Source organism: Pseudomonas yangonensis (genome assembly GCF_009932725.1).
Taxonomy (GTDB): Bacteria; Pseudomonadota; Gammaproteobacteria; order Pseudomonadales; family Pseudomonadaceae; genus Aquipseudomonas; species Aquipseudomonas yangonensis.
The window spans coordinates 143,360-168,668 of the sequence record NZ_BLJU01000009.1; the positions used below are offsets into that span (position 1 = coordinate 143,360).

At 66.5% G+C, this 25,309-nt stretch carries 24 protein-coding genes; 11 read left to right on the forward strand and 13 right to left on the reverse strand.

Annotated elements, in window-relative coordinates; translation table 11 throughout:
• Window positions 1–73: 73 nt before the first annotated feature.
• The 7 genes from GYB81_RS13345 to GYB81_RS13375 all read left to right on the forward strand — a co-directional run bounded on the left by GYB81_RS13345 (window position 74) and on the right by GYB81_RS13375 (window position 7,133).
• A complete protein-coding gene (locus tag GYB81_RS13345) occupies window positions 74–970 on the forward strand; it encodes an energy transducer TonB (RefSeq protein WP_161865774.1) in 897 nt (298 codons plus the stop codon).
• Window positions 971–1,140: 170 nt separating this feature from the next.
• On the forward strand, window positions 1,141–1,710 hold the full coding sequence (locus GYB81_RS13350) for a YqgE/AlgH family protein (protein WP_161865773.1): 570 nt from the start codon (window positions 1,141–1,143) through the stop codon (window positions 1,708–1,710).
• On the forward strand, window positions 1,707–2,144 hold the full coding sequence (gene ruvX, locus GYB81_RS13355; protein ID WP_099522898.1) for a Holliday junction resolvase RuvX: 438 nt from the start codon (window positions 1,707–1,709) through the stop codon (window positions 2,142–2,144). The genes GYB81_RS13350 and ruvX overlap by 4 nt, the downstream gene beginning before the upstream one ends.
• A 30-nt stretch (window positions 2,145–2,174) precedes the next feature.
• Window positions 2,175–2,678 carry a bifunctional pyr operon transcriptional regulator/uracil phosphoribosyltransferase PyrR gene (gene pyrR, locus GYB81_RS13360; RefSeq protein WP_161865772.1) on the forward strand — a complete coding sequence of 168 codons (504 nt, stop codon included), beginning with the start codon at window positions 2,175–2,177 and terminating at the stop codon, window positions 2,676–2,678.
• Between the two features lie 11 nt (window positions 2,679–2,689).
• Window positions 2,690–3,697 carry an aspartate carbamoyltransferase catalytic subunit gene (locus GYB81_RS13365; protein ID WP_011920651.1) on the forward strand — a complete coding sequence of 336 codons (1,008 nt, stop codon included), beginning with the start codon at window positions 2,690–2,692 and terminating at the stop codon, window positions 3,695–3,697.
• Window positions 3,697–4,968 (forward strand): dihydroorotase, encoded by a 1,272-nt coding sequence (locus tag GYB81_RS13370; protein WP_161865771.1) that lies wholly within the window; start codon window positions 3,697–3,699, stop codon window positions 4,966–4,968. The genes GYB81_RS13365 and GYB81_RS13370 overlap by 1 nt, the downstream gene beginning before the upstream one ends.
• A 257-nt stretch (window positions 4,969–5,225) precedes the next feature.
• Entirely contained in the window at window positions 5,226–7,133 is a 1,908-nt protein-coding gene (locus tag GYB81_RS13375; protein ID WP_161865770.1) for a beta-ketoacyl synthase, read from the forward strand.
• A gap of 102 nt (window positions 7,134–7,235) precedes the next feature.
• On the opposite strand, the gene cysQ is transcribed toward GYB81_RS13375, so the two are convergent.
• Together cysQ and nudE are read right to left on the reverse strand one after the other, a co-directional pair.
• Entirely contained in the window at window positions 7,236–8,060 is an 825-nt protein-coding gene (gene cysQ / locus GYB81_RS13380) for a 3'(2'),5'-bisphosphate nucleotidase CysQ (protein WP_161865769.1), read from the reverse strand.
• Window positions 8,057–8,623 carry an ADP compounds hydrolase NudE gene (gene nudE / locus GYB81_RS13385; protein WP_161865768.1) on the reverse strand — a complete coding sequence of 189 codons (567 nt, stop codon included), beginning with the start codon at window positions 8,621–8,623 and terminating at the stop codon, window positions 8,057–8,059. Before nudE ends, cysQ begins: the two co-directional genes overlap by 4 nt.
• A 125-nt stretch (window positions 8,624–8,748) precedes the next feature.
• Between nudE and yrfG the strand changes: the two genes are divergently transcribed.
• Complete coding sequence (yrfG, locus tag GYB81_RS13390; RefSeq protein WP_161865767.1) at window positions 8,749–9,411, forward strand: GMP/IMP nucleotidase; 663 nt, start codon at window positions 8,749–8,751, stop codon at window positions 9,409–9,411.
• Between the two features lie 73 nt (window positions 9,412–9,484).
• Here yrfG and fdhD read toward each other — a convergent pair whose 3' ends face one another.
• The 5 genes from fdhD to GYB81_RS13415 all read right to left on the reverse strand — a co-directional run bounded on the left by fdhD (window position 9,485) and on the right by GYB81_RS13415 (window position 15,638).
• Window positions 9,485–10,309, reverse strand: a complete 825-nt coding sequence (gene fdhD, locus GYB81_RS13395) for a formate dehydrogenase accessory sulfurtransferase FdhD (protein ID WP_161865766.1) — start codon at window positions 10,307–10,309, stop codon at window positions 9,485–9,487.
• Between the two features lie 70 nt (window positions 10,310–10,379).
• Complete coding sequence (locus tag GYB81_RS13400; protein ID WP_161865765.1) at window positions 10,380–10,628, reverse strand: formate dehydrogenase subunit delta; 249 nt, start codon at window positions 10,626–10,628, stop codon at window positions 10,380–10,382.
• 97 nt (window positions 10,629–10,725) lie between these two features.
• On the reverse strand, window positions 10,726–13,560 hold the full coding sequence (fdhF, locus tag GYB81_RS13405) for a formate dehydrogenase subunit alpha (RefSeq protein WP_161865764.1): 2,835 nt from the start codon (window positions 13,558–13,560) through the stop codon (window positions 10,726–10,728).
• A gap of 15 nt (window positions 13,561–13,575) precedes the next feature.
• Window positions 13,576–15,147: a formate dehydrogenase beta subunit gene (locus GYB81_RS13410; protein WP_161865763.1), complete on the reverse strand. Its 1,572-nt coding sequence runs from the start codon at window positions 15,145–15,147 to the stop codon at window positions 13,576–13,578.
• Window positions 15,144–15,638 carry a formate dehydrogenase subunit gamma gene (locus tag GYB81_RS13415; protein WP_161865762.1) on the reverse strand — a complete coding sequence of 165 codons (495 nt, stop codon included), beginning with the start codon at window positions 15,636–15,638 and terminating at the stop codon, window positions 15,144–15,146. The genes GYB81_RS13410 and GYB81_RS13415 overlap by 4 nt, the downstream gene beginning before the upstream one ends.
• 198 nt (window positions 15,639–15,836) lie before the next feature.
• Here GYB81_RS13415 and GYB81_RS13420 point away from each other — a divergent pair, with 198 nt between their 5' ends.
• The gene (locus tag GYB81_RS13420; RefSeq protein WP_161897860.1) at window positions 15,837–16,925 is read left to right on the forward strand and encodes a substrate-binding domain-containing protein; all 1,089 of its coding nucleotides are present in this window, start codon (window positions 15,837–15,839) and stop codon (window positions 16,923–16,925) included.
• Window positions 16,926–17,036: 111 nt separating this feature from the next.
• The gene (locus GYB81_RS13425) at window positions 17,037–17,480 is read left to right on the forward strand and encodes a glycine zipper domain-containing protein (protein ID WP_024306511.1); all 444 of its coding nucleotides are present in this window, start codon (window positions 17,037–17,039) and stop codon (window positions 17,478–17,480) included.
• Here the strand turns inward: GYB81_RS13425 and GYB81_RS13430 are convergent.
• The 6 genes from GYB81_RS13430 to GYB81_RS13455 all read right to left on the reverse strand — a co-directional run bounded on the left by GYB81_RS13430 (window position 17,474) and on the right by GYB81_RS13455 (window position 24,134).
• Window positions 17,474–18,229 (reverse strand): DUF4824 family protein, encoded by a 756-nt coding sequence (locus tag GYB81_RS13430; protein WP_161865760.1) that lies wholly within the window; start codon window positions 18,227–18,229, stop codon window positions 17,474–17,476. The genes GYB81_RS13425 and GYB81_RS13430 overlap by 7 nt on opposite strands.
• Window positions 18,226–19,281: a DUF2157 domain-containing protein gene (locus GYB81_RS13435; protein WP_161865759.1), complete on the reverse strand. Its 1,056-nt coding sequence runs from the start codon at window positions 19,279–19,281 to the stop codon at window positions 18,226–18,228. The genes GYB81_RS13430 and GYB81_RS13435 overlap by 4 nt, the downstream gene beginning before the upstream one ends.
• A 42-nt stretch (window positions 19,282–19,323) precedes the next feature.
• A complete protein-coding gene (locus GYB81_RS13440) occupies window positions 19,324–19,758 on the reverse strand; it encodes an acyl-CoA thioesterase (protein ID WP_090430043.1) in 435 nt (144 codons plus the stop codon).
• Between the two features lie 84 nt (window positions 19,759–19,842).
• Window positions 19,843–21,006, reverse strand: a complete 1,164-nt coding sequence (locus tag GYB81_RS13445; RefSeq protein ID WP_161865758.1) for an iron-containing alcohol dehydrogenase — start codon at window positions 21,004–21,006, stop codon at window positions 19,843–19,845.
• A gap of 99 nt (window positions 21,007–21,105) precedes the next feature.
• A complete protein-coding gene (locus GYB81_RS13450; RefSeq protein ID WP_161865757.1) occupies window positions 21,106–22,896 on the reverse strand; it encodes an acyl-CoA dehydrogenase C-terminal domain-containing protein in 1,791 nt (596 codons plus the stop codon).
• Window positions 22,893–24,134, reverse strand: coding sequence for a 3-hydroxyacyl-CoA dehydrogenase (locus GYB81_RS13455; RefSeq protein WP_161865756.1), 1,242 nt, complete (start codon window positions 24,132–24,134; stop codon window positions 22,893–22,895). The genes GYB81_RS13450 and GYB81_RS13455 overlap by 4 nt, the downstream gene beginning before the upstream one ends.
• Window positions 24,135–24,375: 241 nt before the next feature.
• Here GYB81_RS13455 and GYB81_RS13460 point away from each other — a divergent pair, with 241 nt between their 5' ends.
• A complete protein-coding gene (locus GYB81_RS13460) occupies window positions 24,376–25,278 on the forward strand; it encodes a LysR family transcriptional regulator (RefSeq protein ID WP_161865755.1) in 903 nt (300 codons plus the stop codon).
• Window positions 25,279–25,309: the final 31 nt, after the last annotated feature.

Genomic DNA, 25,309 nt, shown 5'->3' on the forward strand with positions numbered 1-25,309 from the left:
GGCGCCTGCAACTTGCAGGCGCCCACCGCTACCCGGCAGACTGCGCCCCATTCGAACGCAGACCCGATACGCGATGAACGCAGCCGCTACCCCGCCCTCCACCTCTTCCGCTACCGTCCGCCCGGCGGATCGCCTGGGGTTCACCCTGTTTCTCGCCGCTGCCCTGCATGTGGCACTGATTCTTGGCATCGGCTTCACCCTGGAGTCGCCGCCGGAAATCAGCAAGACGCTGGAAATCACCCTGTCGACCTTCAAGAGCGAAGAGAAGCCCAAGGAGGCGGACTTTCTCGCCCAGGACAACCAGCAAGGCAGCGGTACGCTGGAACACGCCGCTGCGCCCAAGACCACCGAGCAGGCCCCGTTCCAGGACAGCGAGGTGCGCAAGGTCACACCGCCGGCGACGCCGCAGCAACCCGCCACCAAGCAGGAAGCGCCCAAGGCCGCCGTCGCCACGCGCGCACCACAACAACAGAAGACGCCGGTCAAACGCGAGGAAGCCAAACCGGTTCCGGAAACGCGCCCGGCACCGGTATTCGACTCTGCCCAGCTCTCGGCAGAAATCGCCAGCCTGGAAGCCGAACTGGCGCAGGAAGTTCAGGCCTACGCCAAGCGCCCGAAGATCCACCGCCTCAACGCCGCCTCGACCATGCGCGACAAGGGCGCCTGGTACAAGGACGAGTGGCGCAAGAAGGTCGAACGCATCGGCAACCTCAATTATCCGGACGACGCCCGTCGCCAGCGCATCTACGGCAGCCTGCGCCTGCTGGTGTCGATCAACCGCGATGGCTCACTGTATGAAGTGCAGGTGCTGGAGTCCTCGGGCCAGGCCGTACTGGACCAGGCCGCGCAACGCATCGTGCGCCTGGCCGCACCCTATGCGCCCTTCACCGGCGACCTGGCCGATATCGACCGCCTGGAAATCATCCGCACCTGGCGCTTCGAGCGCGGTGATCGGCTGTCGAGCAACTAGTCCCGAGGTACACGCGGCCTGTCCGGCGCCGCTATCCGTAGCCCGGATGAAATCCGGGAACCTCACCACCACCCCGGATTCCATCCGGGCTACCTGCACGTCGTCCCTGCCCTGCAGCTGAACTGCCCTACAGCTTGAAGCCCGGCGCCTTAAAGCTGAAACTAGGCGTCATGAAGAAATCAGCCCACATCTCGCTCAAGCACCATTTTCTGATCGCCATGCCGCACATGGCCGATCCGAACTTTGCCCAGACCGTCACCTACCTGGTCGAACACAACGAGCAGGGCGCGATGGGCTTGGTGATCAACAAGCCCAACGGCCTCAATCTGGCCGAAGTGCTCGAACAATTGCGCCCCGATGAAGAGCCCGCAGCGCTGTGCCACAGCCTGCCGATCTTCGCCGGCGGCCCGGTGCAGACCGACCGTGGCTTCGTCCTGCACCCGGCCGGCCCGCAGTTCCAGGCAACCCTGGAGCTGGGTGAACTGGGCCTGTCCACTTCGCAGGACGTGCTGTTCGCCATCGCCGATGGCACTGGCCCGGACAAGTACCTGATCACCCTCGGCTACGCCGGCTGGGAAGCCGGGCAACTGGAAGCGGAGCTGGCCGACAACGCCTGGCTGACCTGCCCCGCCGACAGCAGCATTCTTTTCGACCTGCCCTTTGACCAGCGCCTCGATGCCGCGGCAGCACGCCTGGGGGTCAACCTCAGCCTGCTGACCTCGCAGGTCGGGCACGCCTGATGAGCGACAAGCCACTGCGCCTGTTGCTGGGCTTCGACTATGGCACCAAGCAGATCGGCGTCGCCGTCGGCCAGGTGATCACCGGCCAGGCCCGTGAGCTGTGCGTGCTCAAGGCGCAGAACGGCGTGCCGGACTGGAGCCGCGTCGAAGCGCTGATCAAGGAGTGGCAGCCGGACGCCGTGGTAGTCGGCCTGCCGCTGAACATGGACGGCACGCCCAGCGAGATGAGCGCCCGCGCCGAGAAATTCGCCCGCCGCCTCAATGGCCGCTTCAACCTGCCCGCCTACACCCACGACGAGCGCCTGACCACCTTCGAGGCCAAGGGCCAGCGCCTGCGCGAAGGCCAGAGCGGGGGTTATCGTGAGCGCCCGGTCGATGCCATTGCCGCCGCTCTGCTACTGCAGGGCTGGCTAGAGGAAAACTGCACGGGCTGAGCGACTCGGCCCGCACCAAGGAGTTTCGCCATGCTACCGAACCCCAACGACCTGCTGCCGGCCATGGCCAATGCGCTGACCCGGCATCTGAACCAACGCCAGATTCTGGATCCGCGTTTCATCGGCATCCGCACCGGCGGCGTCTGGGTCGCCCAGGCCCTGCTGCAGGCACTGGGACGTGATGACGCCCTTGGCATCCTCGACGTCTCCTTCTACCGTGACGACTTCACCCAGAACGGTCTGCACCCACAGGTTCAACCGTCCGAGTTGCCGTTCGAGATCGAGGGCCAGCATCTGGTGCTGATCGACGACGTACTGATGAGCGGGCGCACCATCCGCGCCGCGCTGAACGAATTGTTCGACTATGGCCGCCCGGCCAGCGTGACCCTGGTCAGTCTGCTCGACCTCAACGCCCGCGATTTGCCGATCCGCCCGGATGTGGTCGGCGCCACCCTGTCGCTGGCGACCAACGAGCGGGTAAAATTGTCCGGCCCCACGCCGCTGACCCTCGAACTCCAGACGCTCGCCAACTGAGACTCCCCGCGATGACGCCACTCGCCGCCAAGCGCCCGCTGCAGCTGAACGACCAAGGTCAGCTGCGTCACTTCCTCTCACTCGACGGCCTGCCCCGCGAGCTATTGACCGAAATCCTCGACACCGCCGACTCCTTCCTCGAAGTCGGCGCGCGGGCGGTGAAGAAAGTCCCGCTGCTGCGCGGCAAGACCGTGTGCAATGTGTTCTTCGAGAACTCCACGCGCACCCGCACCACCTTCGAGCTGGCCGCCCAGCGCCTGTCGGCCGACGTCATCAGCCTGAACGTGTCGACCAGCTCCACCAGCAAGGGCGAGACGCTGTTCGACACCCTGCGCAACCTCGAGGCCATGGCCGCCGACATCTTCGTCGTGCGCCATGCCGACTCCGGCGCCGCGCACTTCATCGCCGAGCACGTGTGCCCGAACCTGGCGATCATCAACGGTGGCGACGGCCGCCACGCGCACCCGACTCAGGGCATGCTCGACATGCTCACCATCCGCCGCCACAAGGGCGACTTCGAGAATCTTTCGGTGGCCATCGTCGGCGATATCCTGCACTCGCGGGTGGCGCGCTCGAACATGCTCGCGCTGAAGACTCTGGGCTGCCCGGACATCCGCGTGATCGCGCCGAAGACCCTGTTGCCCATCGGTCTCGAGGAAAGCTACGGCGTGCGCGTATTCAGCGACGCCAACGAAGGCCTCAAGGACGTCGACGTGGTGATCATGCTGCGCCTGCAGCGCGAGCGCATGCAGGGCGGCCTGCTGCCCAGTGAGGGCGAGTTTTACCGCCTGTTCGGCCTTACCGAGCAGCGCCTGAAACTGGCCAAGCCCGATGCCCTGGTGATGCACCCGGGCCCGATAAACCGCGGCGTGGAGATCGAGTCGGCGGTGGCCGACGGCCCGCAGTCGGTGATCCTCAACCAGGTCACCTATGGCATCGCCATCCGCATGGCCGTGCTGTCGATGGCCATGAGCGGGCAGAACGCCCAACGTCAACTCAACGCCGAGGAGGCCAACTGATGCGTACCGCAATCCTCGGCGCCCGTGTGATCGACCCGGCCAGCGGTCTGGACCGGGTCGCCGACCTCTATATCGACGGCGGCAAGCTGGCCGCCATCGGCCAGGCGCCGGCCGGTTTCACTGCCGACAAGACGCTCGAGGCCCAGGGCCTGATCGCCGCCCCCGGCCTGGTCGACCTGTCCGTGGCCCTGCGTGAGCCGGGCTACAGCCGCAAGGGCAGCATTGCCACGGAAACCCTGGCTGCGGCCGCTGGCGGCATCACCAGCCTGTGCTGCCCGCCGATCACCAAACCGGTACTGGACACCTCGGCGGTGGCCGAGCTGATCCTCGACCGCGCCCGCGAGGCCGGGCACACCAAGGTCTTCCCCATCGGCGCGCTGAGCAAGGGCCTGGCCGGCGAGCAGCTGGCCGAGCTGGTCGCCCTGCGCGATGCCGGCTGCGTGGCCTTCGGCAACGGCCTGGACAACTTCCGCAGCAGCCGCACCCTGCGCCGCGCGCTGGAATATGCCGCCACCTTCGACCTGCAGGTGATCTTCCACTCGCAGGATGCCGACCTGGCCGAAGGCGGCCTGGCGCACGAAGGCCCGACCGCCAGCTTCCTCGGCCTGGCCGGCATCCCGGAAACCGCCGAGACCGTGGCCCTGGCCCGCGACCTGCTGCTGGTGGAACAAAGCGGCGTGCGCGCGCACTTCAGCCAGATCACCAGCGCCCGTGGCGCCGAACTGATCGCCAATGCTCAGGCCCGCGGCCTGCCGGTGACCGCCGATGTGGCGCTGTACCAGCTGATTCTCACCGACGAGGCGCTGATCGATTTCTCCAGCCTCTACCACGTGCAGCCGCCGCTGCGCTCGCGCGCCGACCGCGACGGCCTGCGCGAGGCGGTGAAGGCCGGAGTGATCTCGGCCATCGCCAGCCATCACCAGCCGCACGAGCGCGACGCCAAGCTGGCGCCCTTCGCCGCCACCGAGCCGGGCATCAGCAGCGTGCAGTTGCTGCTCCCGCTGGCCATGAGCCTGGTGCAGGACGGCCTGCTCGATCTGCCGACACTGCTGGCGCGTCTGTCCAGCGGCCCGGCAGCCGCACTGCGCCTGCCGGCCGGCACGCTCTGCGTCGGCGCCGCCGCCGATATCGTCCTGTTCGATGCGCAGGCTTCCACCGTCGCCGGTGAGCAGTGGTATTCCAAGGGCAGCAACTGCCCGTTCATCGGCCATTGCCTGCCCGGCGCGGTGCGCTACACCCTGGTCGACGGACATATCAGCTACCAGGGCTGAGTCCTTCGAGCCCGCCACTTGGCGGGCTTGTTGTCCGTGGGTGCGCCAAGCGCACCCTACGCCCCTGATGACGCCCCATCCCAAGCGCGACACGCGCCGCACTTGCCACGACATTGGACGAATGAGTGACTCGACAGTCATGATCCACGTCAGGTTAGGCAGCCGAAATTTTCCAAATGCCACCGCCCTATGACCCCGCTCGCGCCCACTGGCGCCGGCCTGGCGTCGCGCTGGCCTTGTTCAGGAGCTTTTGAGTTATGTCGCGCTTACCTGTGATCGTGGGTTTTGGGGGTTACAACGCAGCCGGGCGCAGCTCCTTCCACCATGGTTTTCGTCGTACCGTGCAGGAGTCGCTGGAGCCTCAGGCACGCCAGGAAACCCTGGCCGGGCTTGCGCAGATGATGAAGCTGGTACGCGTGGTCGATGGCCAGTATCAGGATCAGGACGGCCAGGCGCTGAGCCTGGCCGACATCGAAAGCCGCTACGCCAAGCAGATATTCGCAGGCACACTGGTGCGCCGCATCGAGAAGCAGCATCTGGACCCGGACGCCGCCCACTGGCAAAAGAGCATCGGCGTCGCCCCCGCCGATGGCGCCAGCCTGAGCTTCATCACCCAGCGCAAACAACTGCCCGAGCCATTGCCGGCCAACTGGTCGGTCGAAGAGCTCGAAGGCAATGAGGTGCGTGTCACCCTGCACGACAGCTGCGAATTCAAGGTCGACAGCTATCGCCCGCTGGCGGTTAAGTCAGCCGGCCAGCTGCCCACCGGTTTCGAGCCCAGCGAGCTGTACAACGCACGTTTTCACCCACGCGGCCTGGCCATGACCGTGGTCGGCGTCACCGATGCCCTGCGCTCGGTGGGCATCGACTGGCAGCGCATCGTCCAGCACGTGGCCCCGGACGAGATCGCCGTATTCGCCAGCTGCATCATGAGCCAGCTCGACGAGAACGGTTTCGGCGGCATGATGCAGTCGCGCCTGAAAGGCGGCCGCGTCACCGCCAAGCAGCTGGCCCTGGGTCTGAACACCATGCCGGCGGACTTCATCAACGCCTACGTGCTCGGCAGCGTCGGCACCACCGGCAGCATCACCGGTGCCTGCGCCACCTTCCTCTACAACCTGCAGAAGGGCATCGAGCAGATCGCCGCAGGCAAGGCGCGCGTGGTCATAGTCGGCAGCAGCGAGGCGCCGATCAACCAGGAATGCATCGAGGGCTATGGTGCCATGGGCGCGCTGGCTACCGAAGAAGGCCTGCGTCAGATCGAGGGCAAGCAGGACGTGGACTTCCGCCGCGCCAGCCGCCCGTTCGGCGACAACTGCGGCTTCACCCTGGCCGAAGCCTGCCAGTTCGTGGTGCTGATGGACGACGAGCTTGCCCTCGAGCTGGGTGCCGATATCCACGGTGCCGTGCCGGACGTGTTCATCAACGCCGACGGTTTCAAGAAATCCATTTCCGCGCCCGGCCCGGGCAACTACCTGACCGTGGCCAAGGCCGTGGCCAGCGCCGTGCAACTGCTCGGCCTGGATGCCGTGCGCAACCGAAGCTTCGTGCATGCCCACGGCTCCAGCACCCCGGCCAACCGCGTCACCGAGTCGGAGATTCTCGACCGCGTCGCGGCGGCCTTCGGCATCGAACAGTGGCCGGTCACGGCAGTGAAAGCCTTCGTCGGCCACTCCCTGGCCACCGCCAGCGGAGACCAGGTGATCGGCGCCCTCGGCGCCTTCAAGTACGGCATCGTGCCGGGGATCAAGACCATCGACGCGGTCGCTGGCGACGTGCATCAGGATCACCTGAGCCTGTCCACCGAAGACCGTAAGGTGGGTGAGCACGCGCTGGACGTGGCCTTCATCAACTCCAAGGGTTTTGGCGGCAACAACGCCAGCGCCCTGGTGCTGGCCCCGCATGTGGTCGAGCGCATGCTGCGCAAGCGCCATGGCCAGGCCGCCTTCGATGCCTACCTTGCCCGCCGCGAGGGCACCCGCGCCGCCGCAGCCGCCTACGACCAGCAGGCGCTGCAGGGCAAGCTGGACATCATCTACAACTTCGGCAACGACATGATCGACGACCAGGCGATCTCCATCACCACCGAAGAAGTGAAGGTGCCGGGCTTCGATCAGCCGCTGGTGTTCAGGAAGGACGAGCGCTACAGCGACATGCTCGATTGAGCAAAGCGCCAAAGACGCACCAATCCGTAGGAGCGAGCTCTGCTCGCGAAGCTTCTGGATCGCCAAGATTCGCGAGCAGAGCTCGCTCCTACAGGTAAAGCGTCAACGCTGTAGATTGCGCGCCAGCTCGATCAGCTCGCCACGCCAACCGGCGGCGGCCGGCAAGGCCAGAAACGAGGGGTTGAGGAAGGATTCGCGCGCCTCGTAGGTCAGCACTTCGCCGGCCAGATTCAGCACTTCGCCGCCCGCCCCTTCCAGCACGCCCTGCGCTGCAGCAGTGTCCCACTGCGAGGTGGGTGCCAGGCGCGGGTAGCAATCGGCATTGCCTTCAGCCAGCAGACAGAACTTCAGCGAACTACCGATATTGGCCAGCGCCGGCTCGCCGAAACGTTCAGCCAGGCCGGCGAGCAGGGTTTCCTGCGCCGGGCTCGAATGGCGCTTGCTGGCCACCAGAGTGAAACCCTGCGCTGGTGCCACACGCACGCTGATCGACTGCTCTTCACCCGGCGCTTCGCTGCGCCAGGCGCCCAGACCGGCGCCGCCGTAATAGCAACGGCCGCTGGCCGGGACGCCGACCACACCGAAGACCACGCGGCCGCGCTCGATCAGCGCGACGTTGACGGTGAACTCCTCGGAGCCGGCGATAAACTCCTTGGTGCCATCGAGCGGATCGACCAGCCACCAGCGCGTCCAGGCTGCGCGCTCGGCCAGCGGAATATCGGCGGCCTCCTCCGACAGCACCGGAATATCCGGCGCCAGCGCCTGCAGGCCATCGAGCAGGATGTGGTGCGCGGCCAGGTCGGCGGCAGTGACCGGAGAGGCATCGGCCTTCTCCGTCACCGCCACATCGCTGCGCCAGTACGGCAGGGTCGCAGCGCCTGCAGCGCGTACCAGTTCGATTACCAGGGGAACATAGGGATGGCTCACGGACGATACTCCCCACGCTGGGTGAGCAGGTCGCGTACCAGATAAAGCGCGGCCAGGGCGCGGCCCTCGCTGAACTGCTCGTGCTGGGCCAGGCTGGACAGCTCGCGCAGGCTGATGCGGTCGACCCGCATCGGCTCGGGCTCGTCACCAGGCAGGCTCTCCTCGTACAGATCGCGCGCCAGCACCACCTGGATCTTCTGGCTCATGTAACCGGGCGACAGGCTCAGCTCGGTGATGTACTCCAGCTCATGTGCGCCGAACCCCGCCTCCTCCTTGAGCTCGCGATTGGCCGCCACCAGCACGTCTTCACCCGGCTCGATCAGCCCCTTGGGCAATGACAGCTGATAGTCATCGGTGCCGCCGCAGTATTCCTCGACCAATACGGCATGCTCGGCGTCGAGCATTGCCACCACCATCACCGCGCCATAGCCGGCCCCCTTGCCGACCAGTCGCTCATAGGTGCGCTCGGTCCCGTTGGAAAAGCGCAACTGCACCTCCTCGACACGGAACAGGCGGCTGCTGGCGACGATCTCACGAGCGAGAACCGTGGGCTTCTGACGCATGGGGTAAACTCCTTGGCCTGACCTGGCGCGTTATCATACCGCGGCTTTTGCGATTATCCCCGGCGCAGATTGCGCGTTCGCGACGCGCGCCGGCAGATTCACGACTTTCATCACCAGGCGCGCCCATGTCTTCACTACCCTGGCACCAGATCGACACCGTCCTGCTGGACATGGACGGCACCCTGCTCGATCTGCATTTCGACAACCACTTCTGGCTCAAGCACCTGCCGCAGCGTTATGCCGAGCACCATGGCATCAGTCTGGCGCTGGCCGAGGCCGAGCTGCTGCCGCTGTTTCGCCAGCACGCCGGCACGCTGAACTGGTACTGCACGGACTTCTGGAGCCGCGAGCTGAAACTGTCGATCCGCGAACTCAAGCGTGAGGTCGCCGACCTGATCGCCCTGCGCCCGGACGCCGAGCTGTTCCTTCGCGCCCTGCGCGAGGCCGGCAAGCGTGTGGTGCTGATCACCAACGCGCATCGCGATTCGCTGTCGTTGAAGATGGAACGGGTCGAACTGGCGCCCTGGTTCGAGCGCCTGATCAGCTCTCACGACTACGGCTTTCCCAAGGAGAACCAGCAGTTCTGGTTCTCCCTGCGCCAGGACGTCGGCTTCGATCCGGCGCGCAGCCTGTTCATCGACGACAGCCTGCCGATTCTTCGTAGCGCCGGACAGTTCGGTGTCGCCCACCTGCTTGCCGTGCGTCAGCCGGACAGCCAGGCCGGGCCCAAGGACACCGAAGAATTCGACGCGGTGGAGGATTACCAGGAGTTGCTGCAGGGCCTGTAGCCCGGATGCAATCCGGGCATAGCCTCGAGGCGCAAAGCGTCCCCGGATTGCATCCGGGCTACCAAGCGGGAGCCTAGGGCGCCGGGCTGTAGACGCGCGGCGCGCTGTGATGCGGCAGGTGGATGAGGTTGAGACGGTGCCGACGCGCCCAGCGCACGCACAGTTCGGTCGGTGCCGACAGGCTGACCAGGCTGGCGAAACCGGCGCGCACCGCCTTGTGGATCAGTTCCAGGCTGCAGCGACTGGTGACCACGGCAAAGCCGCGGCGGGCGTCGCGGTTTTCACGGTTTAGCGCGCCGATCAGCTTGTCCAGCGCGTTGTGCCGTCCAATGTCTTCGCGGCACAGGACGATCTCACCAGACTCGTCGACGAACAGCGCCGCGTGCAGCGCGCCGCTTTGGCGCGCCAGCTTCTGCACTTCACCGATGCGCGTACGCAGGTCGGCCAGGTGCGCGGCCGGTGGCAGCGGGTTGACGCTCAGAGTGTCGAGTTGCGGCAGCGCCTGCTCCAGTGCCTCGACGCCGCACAGGCCGCAGCCACTGGTACCGGCCAGATTGCGCCGCTGCTGCTTGAGCGCCCAGAAGGCACGACTGGCAATCTCCACGTCGGCGCTGAATGCCTCTCCCGCGCGCTTGAGCTGGATGTCGTAGATGTCCTCGGCCGCCGCCACGACTGCAGACGTCAGGCTGAAGCCGACGACGAAATCCTCCAGTGCACTGGGCGACACCATCATCACCGCATGGCTGATGCCGTTGTAGGCGATGGCCAGCGCACATTCCTCGGCCAGCACCGCATGCCCCTGGCTGGCGGCCTCGTCCAGCTCGGCATAGGCGTAGCCGCCCGCTGCCGGGCTGGCGGCAATTTCATCGGCAAGTGGTCGTGGTGCACGGTGAGTCATGTGATGCGGATTCCTCGCGATGATCGCAGGGTACCTGACGGCGCCCTGCGAAACGGCCGGATTGCAGCACTCAGACAGTAGCAGCCTGCGGCGCGATCTGCCCGCGCAAATCGCGCAGCACCTGCAGCACGAAATCGCTCAGCCCCTCGCCACCGCTGGCGTCCAGGTGAGCGTAAAGCGCCGTGCGCATCTGCGGATCCCACTGACGACGCAGATGCTGGGCGTACTCGCTACGCGCCTGCTCCTGGTCGGGCTGGGAGGCGAAAAAGGCACCGATCTGGTTGGCCATCTTGATCAGTTGCGTGGCGTTCATGCCCATGGCTGTGCTCCGCTGGTTGTTCGGCAAGCCGCAAGGAACAGGTTGGCGCGGCAGGGGCGCGCACCGCGCCCCCCTGCCATCTGCGTTGATTGCAGCATCATAGCTGCACCACCGGCAGCAGGCTGACCTGCTCGCGGGTGAAGCTATCGAACTCCTGCTGCCAGTCGGACGGCGTCTCGACCTTGCGCACCTGCACCGCGGTGACCTTGTACTCCGGGCAGTTGGTGGCCCAGTCGGAGTTGTCCGTGGTGATCACGTTGGCGCCGGATTCCGGGTGGTGGAAGGTGGTGTACACCACGCCCGGCTGCATGCGCTCGGTGACCTTGGCGCGCATCACCGTCTCGCCGGCACGGCTGTTGATGCCGACCCAGTCGCCATCCTTGATGCCGCGATCCTCGGCGTCCACAGGGTGTAGCTCGAGGATATCCTCGGCGTGCCAGGCCTTGTTGGCGGTACGCCGGGTCTGCGCACCGACGTTGTACTGCGAAAGGATGCGCCCGGTGGTCAGCACCAGCGGCCGCTTGCGCGAGGTGCGCTCCTCGGTCGGGATGAACTCGGTGACCACGAAGCGACCCTTGCCACGCACGAAGGCGTCCTCGTGCATGATCGGCGTGCCTTCCGGGGCCTCGTCATTGCACGGCCACTGGATGCTGCCCATGTGGTCGAGCTTGGCGTAGCTGACACCGGTGAAAGTCGGCGTCAGCGCGGCGATCTCGTCCATGATCTCGGACGGATGCTTGTAGTTCATCGGGTAGCCGAGGGCGTTGGACAACGCCACGGTCACTTCCCAGTCTTCCTTGCCGGCCAGCGCCGGCATCACCTTGCGCACCGGCGAGATGCGTCGCTCGGCGTTGGTGAAGGTGCCGTTCTTCTCCAGGAAGGAAGCGCCAGGCAGGAACACGTGGGCGTACTTGGCGGTTTCGTTGAGGAACAGGTCCTGGATCACCACGCACTCCATGGCCTTGAGTGCATCGGTGACGTGCTGGGTGTCGGGGTCGGACTGCGCCGGGTCCTCGCCCTGGATGTACATGCCCTTGAAGGTGCCGGCATGCGCAGCAGCCAACATGTTGGGGATGCGCAGGCCCGGCTCGTCGAGCAGCTTGACGCCCCAGGCGGCCTCGAACTGCGGCCGCGCTACCGGATCGGAAACGTGGCGGTAGCCCGGCAGCTCATGGGGGAAGGAGCCCATGTCGCAGGAGCCCTGCACGTTGTTCTGTCCGCGCAGCGGGTTCACGCCGACGCCCGGACGGCCGATATTGCCGGTGGCCATGGCCAGGTTGGCGATCGCCATCACGGTGGACGAGCCCTGGCTGTGCTCGGTGACGCCCAGGCCGTAGTAGATCGCCGCGTTGCCACCGGTAGCGTACAGCCGCGCAGCAGCGCGCACCGAGGCGGCCGGCACGCCGGTCAGGGCCTCCATGGCCTCGGGGCTGTTGCGTTGTTCGCTGACGAAGGTGCGCCATTGCTCGAAGCCTTCTGCCTCGCAGCGCTCGGCGACGAAGGCTTCGTTGACCAGGCCCTCGGTGACGATCACGTGGCCCAGGCTGTTGAGCAGGGCGACGTTGCTGCCAGGACGCAGTTGCAGGTGATGCTCGGCGCGGATGTGCGGGCTGCGCACCAGGTCGATGCCGCGCGGGTCGGCGACGATCAGCTTGGCGCCCTGGCGCAGGCGGCGCTTGAGCTGCGAGCCGAACACCGGGTGGCCGTCGGTGGGGTTGGCACCGATCACCAGTACCACGTCGGCGGACAGCACCGAGTCGAAATCCTGGGTACCGGCGGACTCGCCGAGGGTCACCTTCAGACCGTAGCCGGTCGGCGAATGGCAGACGCGGGCGCAGGTATCGACGTTGTTGTTGCCGAAGGCGGCGCGCACCAGCTTCTGCACCAGGTAGGTTTCCTCGTTGGTGCAGCGCGAGGAGGTCAGACCGCCGACCGCATTGCGGCCGTATTGCGCCTGGATCTCCTTGAAGCGCCGGGCGGCGTAGCCGATGGCCTCGTCCCAGCTCACCGAGCGCCACGGCTCATGGATGCTGTCGCGGATCATCGGCGTCTTGATGCGGTCCGGGTGGGTCGCGTAGCCCCAGGCGAAGCGGCCCTTGACGCAGGCGTGGCCGTGATTGGCGTGGCCGTTCTTGTTCGGCACCATGCGCACCACGGTGTTGCCTTTGACCTCCGCGTTGAACGAGCAGCCGACGCCGCAGTAGGCGCAGGTGGTGGTGACGCTGCGCTCGGCCTGGCCCAGCTCGATCACCGACTTTTCCATCAGCGTGGCGGTCGGGCAGGCGTTGACGCAGGCGCCGCAGGACACGCACTCGGAGTCGAGGAAATCCTCGGCCTGGCCGGCAGCCACGCGAGAATCGAAGCCGCGGCCGTCGATGGTCAGGGCGAAGGTGCCCTGCACTTCCTCGCAGGCGCGCACGCAGCGGTTGCAGACGATGCACTTGGACGGGTCGTAGCTGAAATAGGGGTTGGACTCGTCCTTGGTCTCGGCCAGGTGCGTCTTCACCGGGTCGTAGCGCACCTCGCGCAGGCCGACCACACCGGCCATGTCCTGCAGCTCGCAGTTGCCGTTGGCCGAGCAGGTCAGGCAGTCCAGCGGGTGGTCGGAGATGTACAGCTCCATGGTGCCGCGACGCAGTTCGGCCAGTTTCGGGCTCTGCGTGCGCACCACCATGCCCGGCTCCACCGGGGTGGTGCAGGACGCCGGGAAGCCGCGGCGGCCTTCGATTTCCACCATGCACAGGCGGCACGAGCCGAACGGTTCCAGGCTGTCGCTGGCGCACAGCTTGGGCACGGCGATACCGGCCTCCTGAGCCGCACGCATCAGCGAGGTGCCGGCCGGCACGGTGATGGCGTTGCCGTCGATTTCCAGGGTTACCGGAGCACCGCTGCGAGCAGGGGTGCCATAGTCGAGTTCACGATACAGGGCCATGGTGACGCCTCCGGATCAGCGGGCTTCGGCGCTGTCTTGCGACACGCCGAAGTCCTCGGGAAAGTGGTTGATGGCGCTCAGCACCGGATAGGGTGTCATGCCGCCAAGGGCGCAGAGCGAGGCGCCAAGCATGGTGTCGCAGAGGCTCTTGAGCAGCTCGATGCGCCCCGGCTGCGGGCCTTCGGAACGGGCCACGATGATCTGCGACAGCAGCTCCTCGCCGCGGGTCGAGCCAATCCGGCAGGGCGTGCACTTGCCGCAGGATTCCACCGCGCAGAACTCCATGGCATAGCGCGCCATGTCGGCCATGTCGACGGTGTCGTCAAATACCACGATGCCGCCGTGGCCGAGCACCGCGCCAAGGGCGGCGAAGGCCTCGTAATCCAGCGGTGTGTCGAACTGCGACTCGGGCAGGTAGGCGCCGAGCGGGCCGCCGACCTGCACCGCACGGATCGGCCGGCCACTGGCCGAACCGCCGCCGTATTCATACAGCAGCTCGCGCAGGGTGATGCCGAAGGCCTTCTCGATCAGGCCGCCGCGGGCGATGTTGCCGGTCAGCTGGATCGGCAGGGTGCCGAGCGAGCGGCCCATGCCGTAGTCCTTGTAGTAGGCGCCGCCCTTGTCGAGGATGATCGGCACCGACGCCAGAGAGATCACGTTGTTGATCACCGTCGGCTTGCCGAACAGGCCCTCGATGGCTGGCAGCGGCGGCTTCGGCCGCACGGTGCCGCGCTTGCCCTCGACACTCTCGAGCAGCGCGGTTTCCTCACCGCAGATATAGGCGCCAGCGCCGCGGCGCAGCTCCAGGTGGAAGGCCTTGCCGCTGCCGAGCACGTCGTCACCCAGATAGCCGGCGGCCGTGGCGCGGGCAATGGTTTCGAGCAGTACCGCCTCGGCGTGCGGGTATTCCGAACGCAGGTAGATGTAGCCCTTGGTGGCGCCGACGGCGAGACCGGCGATGGTCATGCCCTCGATCAGTACATAGGGGTCATCCTCCATCACCATACGGTCGGAGAAGGTGCCCGAGTCGCCTTCGTCGGCATTGCAGACGATGTACTTCTGCTCGGCCTGGCAGCCAAGCACGGTGCGCCACTTGATGCCGGTGGGGAATGCCGCACCACCACGACCACGCAGGCCGGATTCGGTGACCTCGGCGACGATCGCCTCGGGCGTCATGCCGAGGGCGCGCTTGAGGCCACGGTAGCCGTCGTGGGCGATGTAGTCCTCCAGCGACAGCGGGTCGGTGATGCCGACGCGGGCGAAGGTCAGGCGCTCCTGGCGCTTGAGATATTCGATTTCCTCGGTCAGGCCGTGGCCCAGCGCATGTGCCTTGCCCTCGTGGAAACCGGCGTCGAACAGGCCGGCAACGTCGCGTGCCTTGACCGGGCCATAGGCGACACGACCGGCCGGCGTGGCGACCTCGACCAGCGGCTCGAGCCAGAACAGCCCGCGAGAGCCGTTGCGCACCAGCTTCACTTCGATACCGCGCGCCGCGGCCTCGCCGACTATGGCCTTGGCTACCTTGTCGGCGCCGAGGCTGAGCGCGGTGGCGTCGCGCGGGACGAAAATGGTAATGGACTCGCTCATGCCTGGGCCTCCTGTTCCGCCAGCAGCGCCAGCACTTCCTCGGCGTCGACACGACCGTGCAGTTCGCCATTGAGCATCACGCTCGGTGCGCAGGCGCAGTTGCCCAGGCAGTACACCGGCTCGAAACTGAGGCTGCCGTCCTCACGGGTCTCGCCCAGCGGCAGGCCGAGCTTGCTTTCCAGTTCAGCGGTCAGCGCCTTGACGCCCATCGACTGGCAGGCCTCGGCCTGACACAGCTTGAGCACCTGGCGACCGGGCGGCGTGGCGCGAAAATCGTGATAGAAGGTGACCACCCCGTGCACCTCGGCACGCGACAGGCAGAGGTCCTCGGCGATCAGCGGCAACAGCTCGGGCGGTACGGCGCCGAGGCGGTCCTGGATGTCGTGGAGGATGGGTAGCAGGGCGCCGGGCTGGCCGCGGTGGGCGGCAAGCACCTCACGGGCGACGGCCTCGCACTGCTCGGGGGCGAAGCGCTGGGGAAGAAGGGCCATGTTCGATGCTCCAGCCGGCGGCTATACCGGTACTGTCAGGAGATAATCCGGCCAGTCACGGCTGCCGGTCGGCTTATCCCAGGCGGAGCCGCAAGGCTCGCCACATATGAAGTAAAGTTCTTATACTGGGTCGCAAAGCGCCCATGTGCTGCAAATTAGCATGGGAAATCGGCCGAACAAATATGAAGCCTTGAGCATATGATCAGCATCGACATTCAACCTCGCTGGCGTTTCCACCAACGCGACGGCAGCAGCCTCGATCCGCAGGGGCTGGAGTTGCTGCAGGCCGTGCACGACACCGGCAAGCTGACCGAGGCTGCCGCCCGCGTCGGCTATTCCTACCGCCACGCCTGGAACCTGCTGGGCAAATGGCAGGCATTCTTCGGCAGGCCCCTGATCGAGCTGGAGCGCGGCAAGGGCGCACGACTGGCACCGCTGGGAGAAAAGCTGCTGTGGGCCGACCAGCGCATCCGCGCACGGCTGTCGCCGCAGCTGGACAACCTGGCCGGCGAGCTGGAGCTGGAACTGAACCGGGTGCTTCAGGCCAGCAACCCGGGCCTGCGCATCCATGCCAGCCATGGTTTCGCCGTGGCGGCACTGCGCGAATGGCTGGAACGCGACCCCAGCTGGCAGTGGGAGGTGCAATTTCGCAGCGGCAGCGAGGCGATGGTCGCCCTGCAGCGCCACGATTGCGAGGTGGCCGGCATGCACGTGCCGGCCGGGCCGCTCGGCGCGCTGAGCATGAGCCGCATCCAGCCCTGGCTGCGCCCCGATCAGCGGGTGATCACCTTCGTCGTGCGCACCCAGGGGCTGATGCTCGCCCCAGGTAACCCGCACGGCGTGCAAGGCCTGGCGGACCTGGCGCGCGGCGAGCTGCGCTTCGTCAATCGCGAACCAGGTTCGGGGACGCGCCTGCTGCTGCAGGACCTGCTACAGCAGGGTGGTCTGGACAGCACGACCATCAAGGGTTTCCACAACGAGGAATTCACCCACGCCGCAGTGGCAGCCTTTGTGGCCAGCGGCATGGCCGATGTCGGCTTCGGCGTGGAAGCGGCGGCGCGCCAGTTCGGCCTGGACTTCATCCCCATGGCGCGCGAGCACTATTGCCTGCTGTGCCGCGAGGACAGCCTCGAGCTGCCGGCGATGGCCGCGCTGCTGCGAGTGCTGCAGAACCCGGAGTTCCAGGCGCGTATCGCTCAGTTGCCCGGCTATGCCCTGAGCCGCCCCGGTGAGGTGTTGCCATTGGCCCAGGCGCTGGAACAGTGGGGACGCGAGCCCCTGCTCTGAGCATCACACCACATAATCCGACAGGCGGCTGCGCAGTGGGGAACCACGGGCGAGCCGCTTGGGTCAATGGAGCAACTCCCGCCGCACTGCGGCTCCGTGATCGAGAAGCCTATGAAGTCTCTACAGTTCCTCTTCCTTTCCCTTGGCCTGAGCAGCGGCGGTTTCGCCTTTGCCGGCAGCACCGAAGCGGGTTTGGGTGGCGCCCTCGGTGGCGCGGTGGGCGCGATGGTTGGCCAGCAGGTCGGTGGCAACACCGGGGCTGCAGTCGGCGCAGGCCTCGGCGGCGCGGCAGGCAGCATGGTCGGCGCTGATCGCCGCAGCCGCACCGAAGCCGCCATCGGCGGCGCGCTAGGCGCGGCAGGCGGCAACGTCGTGGGTCAGCAGGTCGGCGGCAATACCGGCGGCGTGGTTGGCGCCGCAGTAGGTGGCGGCGCTGGTGGCGCGCTGGGCAACTACATGGGCAATGCCAGCTACGACGATGACCGTCGTGACAAGCGTCGCCACTACCACGGCAAGAAGCACAAGAAGCACCACAAACACTGGCGCCGTCACTGACCGACGCCGATCAACCAGGGCTCATGGCGCTGGCCGAAGGCAACTTCGACCTGCACCTTGGGCCTTTTTTCGTCATGGGCGCGCAGCCGCCATTGAGCGAAGGCCTCCCGGTAGCGTCTGGGCACGCTGATGCGATCACTCTCCAGCACTACGCTGGCACTGTAGTTGGGCATGTCGCCGTAGCGATAGGGGGTCAGGCGACCAGCCAGAATGACCTGGCGCTGACGATCCGGCCAGGCCTGGCGCAGAGCTTCGGCGTCCAGGCCGGCATCCACCAGCATCAGACGCGTGGCCTGCTGCTGCTCGTGCCGCAGTTCGAGCCGGCGCTGATCGCGCTGTTGGCGCAAGCTCTCGTCTTGCGGTCGTAAGGCCAGCACCGCCTGGGCACTGGCCAGTGCGGCCTTGGCCCGCTCGACCTGCTTTCGATAGCTCGGCCCGTCCAGTTCCAGCACCAGCCACAGCGGCCGCTCCGCGCTGCGGCCCAGGTCGTTCGGCGCAAAACCCAGTTCCCGCAGCTTGGCCTCGTCCAGCCAGGACCAGTCGGCATCCGCCTGGCGCCAGGCCAGTTGCAGACGCAGGCCGCTGTTCTCTTCGCCGCGCAGCCAGCTGTCGTAGGGCAGCTGGATTTCCCGCTCGCTCAATTGCAGTTGCGCCTGCGGCTCACCGCTGCGGTTGTACCAGACGCCCGCGAGGGCCACGGCATTGCTCGCCAGGATCAGCCCGATACCGAGCCAAAGTGGGCGATTCATGCTGCACCTCCACGGCGCCAGCGCTGCAGCATGACCAGCAACAACAGTGCGATCAGCCCGAGCAGGAGGAAGAACAGGTAGCGTGGCAGCAGCTCCCACCACCAGTCGAACAGCTTGCTGAACAGCAGCACCAGGGCGAAGCCCAACCCGGTATTGACCACCTCGGCCCAGCCGCGGCGTACGCCCAGCCAGATCACCAGCCCCGCCAGGACGAAGCCCAGCGTCTGGTAGAAGGCCTCCACCCAGCGCGCTGGCCAATCGAGGTAGCTGCCCTGGCCCCAGTAGCTGAGGATCAGGACCGGCCCGAACAGGTACAGCAAGCCGACCACCCGATAGCAGGCGGCGAAACCGATCCGTCGCGTCTGATCGATGAACTGTGGCAGCACGAACAGCAGCGCGGCAGGCAGGAAGTTCTCCGGGTGGTCATCCAGCGACCACCAGTACAAGCCCGTCCAGTCGTTCAACCGCGCAGCGAGGAACAGGCCGAAGCACAGCAACGCCGTGACCAGCAGCAGGCGCTGACGGCATTGATAGGCCAGCAATAGCGCCAGCGCACCCCAGGGCAACAGGGCTTTGTCCGAGGGCGTGATATTGAAGATCTGCCCGAGCATCGACAGATTGAGCACGAAGCAGACGAATGCCAGCACCGCGGCCAGCTTGGCGTAGTAACCGGAGGCGTCGCGCGCCTGCAACCAGAAGCACAGCAGCAGACTGCCCAGTGAGCTGCCGAGCAGCACAGCGACCTGCACACCGGCATCGAACAGGCCCCAGAACTGGTAGAAGAGAAAGAACAACCCGGCTGCCAGGGCCAGCGCACCGACCAGTGAGGCCAGGCGCATGCCCAGCGACAGCTGGCGCGCGCGGGCATCGGCGTCGATGTCCAGAGTTTGTCGGTAGTGCGCCAGCAACTGCTCGTGATAGGCAGTCAGGCCCTGCTCCTGCTCGGTGCTCAGCTGCAACACCTGCTCGCGGTGCAGCTCGGCCAGCTCGGCGCGGAACGCAGCGATGCGCTCGGCACGGCGTTGCGCCTGCTCGCGTTGCAGATCGGACATGGGCACTCCCCGGCGGCATGAATCGCCACAGCCTAGCACGCCTCAGGCGGCCAGCAGACGCTCCAGCGCCGAGCGCAGCGGCTCGGGGATGCTCACCGGACGATTGCTCGCCCGATCGACGAACACATGAACGAAACGCCCGGCGGCGCAGGCCTGCTCCTCACCGGCCCTGAAGATCGCCAGCTCGTACTGCACCGAACTGTTGCCCAGCTTGCCGACGCGCAGACCGACCTCGATAGCGTCAGGGAAAGCGATGGAGGCGAAGTAGTCGCAGCTGGAGCTGACCACGAAGCCGACCACTTCGCCGCCATGAATATCCAGCCCGCCCTCGGCGATCAGGTAGGCATTCACCGCGCTGTCGAAGTAGCTGTAGTAGGTCACGTTGTTGACGTGGCCGTAGATGTCGTTGTCGTGCCAGCGCGTGGTGATCGGCTGGAAGTGGCGGTAGTCGCCACGCAGATGTTGGGGTTGGCTCATGATGATCCTTGGGTTGGTATCGCGGCTAAAGCCCCTCCCACAAATCTCGCGGATCTGTGGGAGGGGCTTTAACCGCGACCTGAATCAATAGGCAGCCTGATAAATGGCCAGCGCCTGCTGCTCGTTCATCTCGCGCGGATTGTTCACCAGCAGGCGCTGCTGCAGCATGGCGTCCGCCGCCAGGGTGGGCAACATGGCCTCGCTCACTCCGGCGTCGCGCAGCCGCGTCGGCAGGCCGCTGCGCTGACTGAACGCTGCCAGCGCCTCGATCAGTTGCTCGGTCTGCGCTGCGGCATTGCCGGCCCGCAACTGCTCGCCCAATACCAGCGGCGCCAGCTCGGCGTACAGCGGCGCGGCCACCGGCGCGTTGAAGGCCAGCACCTGCGGCAGCACCAGAGCATTGGACAGCCCGTGGGGAATATGGAAATGCCCGCCCAGGGGGTAGGCCAGCGCATGTACCGCTGCCACCGGCGCGTTGGCGAAGGCCTGCCCGGCCAGGCAGGCGCCGAGCAGCATGGCCTGGCGCGCCTCGCGGTTGCCGCCGTTGCGCACCACCTCATCGAGGTTGGCCGCCAGCAGGCGCAGCGCTTCGCGCGCCAGCAAATCGGAAAGCGGGTTCTTCTTCAGCGCGCTGGTATAGGCCTCGATGGCATGCACCATGGCGTCGATGCCGGTGGCGGCGGTGACCGCAGGCGGCAGGCCGAGGGTCAGGTCGGCATCGAGCAGGGCCAGATCCGGCAACAGCAGCGGCGAAACCACGCCCATCTTGGTGGTCTCGCCGGTGGTGACGATGGCGATTGGCGTCACCTCGGAGCCAGTGCCGGCGGTGGTCGGCACCTGGATCAGCGGCAGGCGCCGCCCGCGGGCATTGCCCACGCCGTAGATCTCGCTCAGCGCCTGGCCGCAGTCGGGATGCGCCAGCAAGGCCACCAGCTTGGCCACGTCCATCGAGCTGCCGCCGCCGAAACCGACTACCAGCTCCGCCTGCAGTTCGCGGGCCTGGGCCACGGCGGCCAGCACCACGGCCTCGGGCGGATCGGCCAGCACCTGGTCGAATACCTGCACGCCCATACCGGCGCGGGCGAAGCCCGGCAGCAGGGGCTCCAGCAGGCCGAGGCGGGTGATGCCGGGATCGGTGACGATCAGCACGCGCTGCGCGCCGCGCTCGCGGCATAGGTCGGCCAGACGCAGGCTGGCACCGGATTCGCAGAGCATCTGCGCGGTAGTGGCGAAGCTGAAGGGATGCATGGGGTGCTCCTCTTGTTGTAGCCCGGATGCTATCCGGGGTCGGTCAGGCAAATTTCCCCGGATTGCATCCGGGCTACACCGCTCCTACAGACATCTCCGCTAAAAGGCGAAACTGCCCTCATCCATGGCCATCAAACAATCCGCGCCGCCCAGCAGGGCTTCGCGGTGCGCGCTGGCGCGCGGCAGCACGCGGCGCAGATAGAACTCGGCGCCGTGCAGCTTGGCCTGGTAGAACGCGGCCTCGCCGCTGCCCGCTTCCAGCCCATCCTGCGCCCGCGCCGCGGCCTGCAGCCAGAAACCGGCGAGCAGCACGTAGGCCGAGTACTGGAGAAAATCCACCGAAGTGGCACCGATCTCCTGCGTATCGCGCTGGCATGCGGCGAGCACTTGCGTGCTCAGCTCGCGCCATTCGCCAATACGCGCCTGCACGACGGTCGCCATTTCCTTTAGCGCCGGGCGCGTGGTCTGGGCATCGCACAGCGCGCTGAACTCTGCCTGCAGCGCGCTCAATTCGGCGCCGCCGTCACCCAGCAGCTTACGGCGAATGTAGTCCAGCGCCTGGATGCCGTTGGTGCCTTCGTACAGCTGGGTGATGCGGCTGTCGCGCATCAGCTGCTCCATGCCCCATTCGCGGATGAAACCGTGCCCACCGTAGACCTGCACGCCATGACTGGCCACCTCCTGGCCCATGTCGGTGAAGAACGCCTTGACGATGGGGATCAGCAGCGCCGCGCGCTTGCCGGCCGCCTTGCGCGCATCGGCCGACTCGGCGCCGTGCTCCAGATCCAGTTGGCGTGCAGTGTAGGCAGCGAGCATGCGACTGCCCTCGACCAGGGTCTTTTGCGTGAGCAGCATGCGCCGCACGTCGGGGTGAACGATGATCGGATCGGCCGCCTTGTCAGGCGCCTGCACACCCGCCAGGCCACGCGACTGCAGGCGCTCGCGGGCATAACGCAGCGCACCCTGGAAGGCCGCCTCGCCAATGCCGAGGCCCTGCAGGCCGACCTGAAAGCGCGCGTCGTTCATCATTGTGAACATGCAGGCCAGACCCTGGTTGGCCTCGCCCACCAGCCAACCGGTGGCGCCGTCGAAGTTCATCACGCAGGTGGAGGCGCCCTTGATGCCCATCTTGTGCTCGATGGCCCCGCACGACAGGCTGTTGCGTTCGCCAGGCGTACCATCGGCGGCGGCGATAAATTTTGGCACCAGCAGCAGCGAAATGCCCTTCACGCCAGCCGGTGCATCGGGCAGGCGCGCCAGCACCAGGTGGATGATGTTCTCGGAGAAATCCTGCTCGCCGCCGCTGATGAAGATCTTGCTGCCGCTGACCTTGTAGCTGCCGTCGGCCTGCGGCTCGGCGCGGGTGCGCAGCAGGGCCAGGTCGGTGCCGGCCTGCGGCTCGGTCAGGCACATGGTGCCGGTCCACTGGCCGCTGACCAGCTTGCTGAGGTACTGCTGTTTCAGCGTTTCGCTGCCGTGCTTGTGCAGCGCCAATACGGCGCCTTCGGTCAGCCCGGAGTAGACGCGGAAGGACAGCGAGGCGCCCATCAGCATCTCGTGAAAGGCGAAGGCCACCAGCTGCGGAAAGCCCTGGCCGCCGTACTCCACCGGCCCGGTCATGCTCGCCCAGCCGTTGTCCACGTATTGCCGGTAGGCCTCGGCAAAGCCCTTGGGCGTGCTGACCTGACCATTCTCCAGGCGGCAGCCCTCCTCGTCGCTGTTGCGATTGAGCGGGGCGATCTCACCCGCGGCGAAGGCTGCCGCCTCCTCCAGCACACCGTCGATGAGCTCGCGATCCAGGCCGTTGCCCAGGCGCTCGCAGTGGCCGGCAGCGTCGAACAGTTCGTGCAGCACGAAGCGCATATCGCGCAATGGCGCCTGATAACTCATACCTGACCCTCCTGTACGTCGCTGAACTGCTTGTTCTCGGCAGCCAGGCGCTCGATCAGCGCCGCCGGCTGCCAGTGCGCGCCGAAACGCTCGGTCAGTTGCAACAGGCGCCGATGGATCGCCGCGACACCCTCGCCATCGGCCCAGGCCATCGGGCCGCCGCGCTCGGCAGGAAAGCCGTAGCCGTTGAGATAGACCAGGTCGATGTCGTGGCTGTTGGCGGCGATGTTCTCCTCGAGAATCTTCGCCCCCTCGTTGACCAGCGCCAGCAGGCAGCGCTCGAGAATCTCCTCGTTGCCGATATCGCGGCGGGTGAAACCCAGGCGCTCCGACTGCATCTGCACCAAGCCGTCGACGACCGGGTCATGCTCGGCCTGGCGACTGCCGGGCGCATAGAGGTAGTAGCCCTTGCCGCTCTTCTGGCCGAAGCGGCCCAGCTCGCACAGGCGGTTGTCCACCTGTACCGCCGGATCATCCTGCCCCTCCCCTGCCAGTTCGCGGGCGCGCCATTCCAGGTCGATGCCGACCACGTCGTACATGCGAAACGGCCCCATGGCGAAGCCGAAGCCCTGCAGCGCCGCGTCCACCTGGTGCGGCCAGGCGCCTTCGAGCAGTAGCATGCGCGCCTCGCGCACGTAGGTGTGCAGCATGCGGTTGCCGATAAAGCCGTGGCAGTTGCCGGCCACCACCGCCACCTTGCCCATGCGCTCGCCCAGCTCCTGTGCGGCCTGCAACACGGCCGGCGCGGTCTTGCCGCCGCGGACTATCTCCAGCAGCTTCATGATGTGCGCCGGGCTGAAGAAGTGCAGGCCCAGCACGGCTTCCGGCCGCGCGGTGACGGCGGCGATGGCGTCGATATCCAGCGCCGAGGTATTGCTGGCGAGGATGGCGCCGGGCTTCATCACCGCGTCCAGCTCGCGGAAAATGCGTTGCTTGAGCTCAAGATTCTCGTACACCGCCTCGATCACCAAGTCGGCGTCGGCCAGGGCCGCATAGCTTTCCACCGCATGGGTTCGGGCGCGTCGCGCCGCGGCTTCGGCCTCATCGATGCGGCCCTTGGCGACGTTGTGCGCCCAGGTTTCCTCGGCCATTGCCAGGCCCTGCTCGACCATCTGCGGATTGTTGTCCAGCCACAGCACCTGCAGGCCGGCATTGGCCAGGCTGATGACGATGCCGCGGCCCATGGTGCCGGCGCCGATCACGGCGGCACAGCGAAGCGGCGAGACGACTTTGTTCATTGTTATTCCTCTCGTGCACAAACAGGCTGGGCACCCTTAAAAACTACCTGCGTTGTCATCGCTGCGTTAAAAACAGGCTCAAAATGCTCATTTACAACCCGTAAACTCCGCTTTTTCGCCTGTTTTCGCCTTGCGCTGACTGCCTCGCCTACGTTTTTAAAGGCACCCAGAAGCTTGGGTCACGATAAGCAAGCCGCTACTATTTTTGAAATTTAGTCTTGTGATACGACGTATTCAGTAGATGAATTTCACCAACTTCGACCTCAATCTGCTGCGCGTGCTCGATGCCCTGCTGCGCGAGCAGAACGTCTCGCGCGCCGCCGAGCACCTGGCGCTGAGCCAGCCGGCGGTCAGCAATGCCCTGGGCCGTCTGCGCGAGCTGCTCGACGATCCGCTGCTGGTGCGCGTGGGCAGACGCATGCAGCCTACCCCGCGGGCCCTGGCGCTGGAGGCGCCGATCCGCAGCGCGCTGCGCCAACTGGAGCAGAGCCTGAGCGCGGGCGAGGCCTTCGAGCCGGGCGAAAGCCGCCAGCGCTTTCGCATCGCCGTCACCGATTACGTCGAGCTGGTGTGCATGCCGCGCCTGCTCGACCGCCTCAGCCGCAAGGCGCCGGGCATCGGCATCGATATTCGCCACCTCAGTCCCAGCCTGCCGATGGAGGCGCTGGACAAGGGCGAGCTGGACCTGGTGCTGGGCCGCTTCGACGAGATGCCGGCGCGTTTCGCCCGCCGTCACTGGATGAGCGAGACGCTCAAGCTGGCGGTACGCCGCGAGCATCCGCTGCTGCGTCGGGGCAGCCTGGATCTGGAGACCTTCCTGCGCCTGCGTCACCTCTGGGTGCACGGCGGGCAGACCCGCGGCATGGTCGATCAGTGGCTGGGCGAACAGGGCCTGTCGCGGCAGATCTTCTACACCACGCCGAACTACCTGCAGGCGGCGCACATCGTCGCCGGCAGCGAACTGGCGGCCGTGCTGCCCACTGCCCTGGCCCGGCATTTCGCCACGCTGCTGCCGCTGCAATTGTTCGACCTGCCCTTCGCCCTCGGCCCCTTCCATTTGGAAGTGGTCAGCCTGGCGCAACGTCAGCGCGATGCCGCGCTGCAATGGCTGATCGAGGAGATCGTCGCAGTGGCCAACCCCTAGGGAGCGCCGCGCCATGCGCACCGGCCATTCT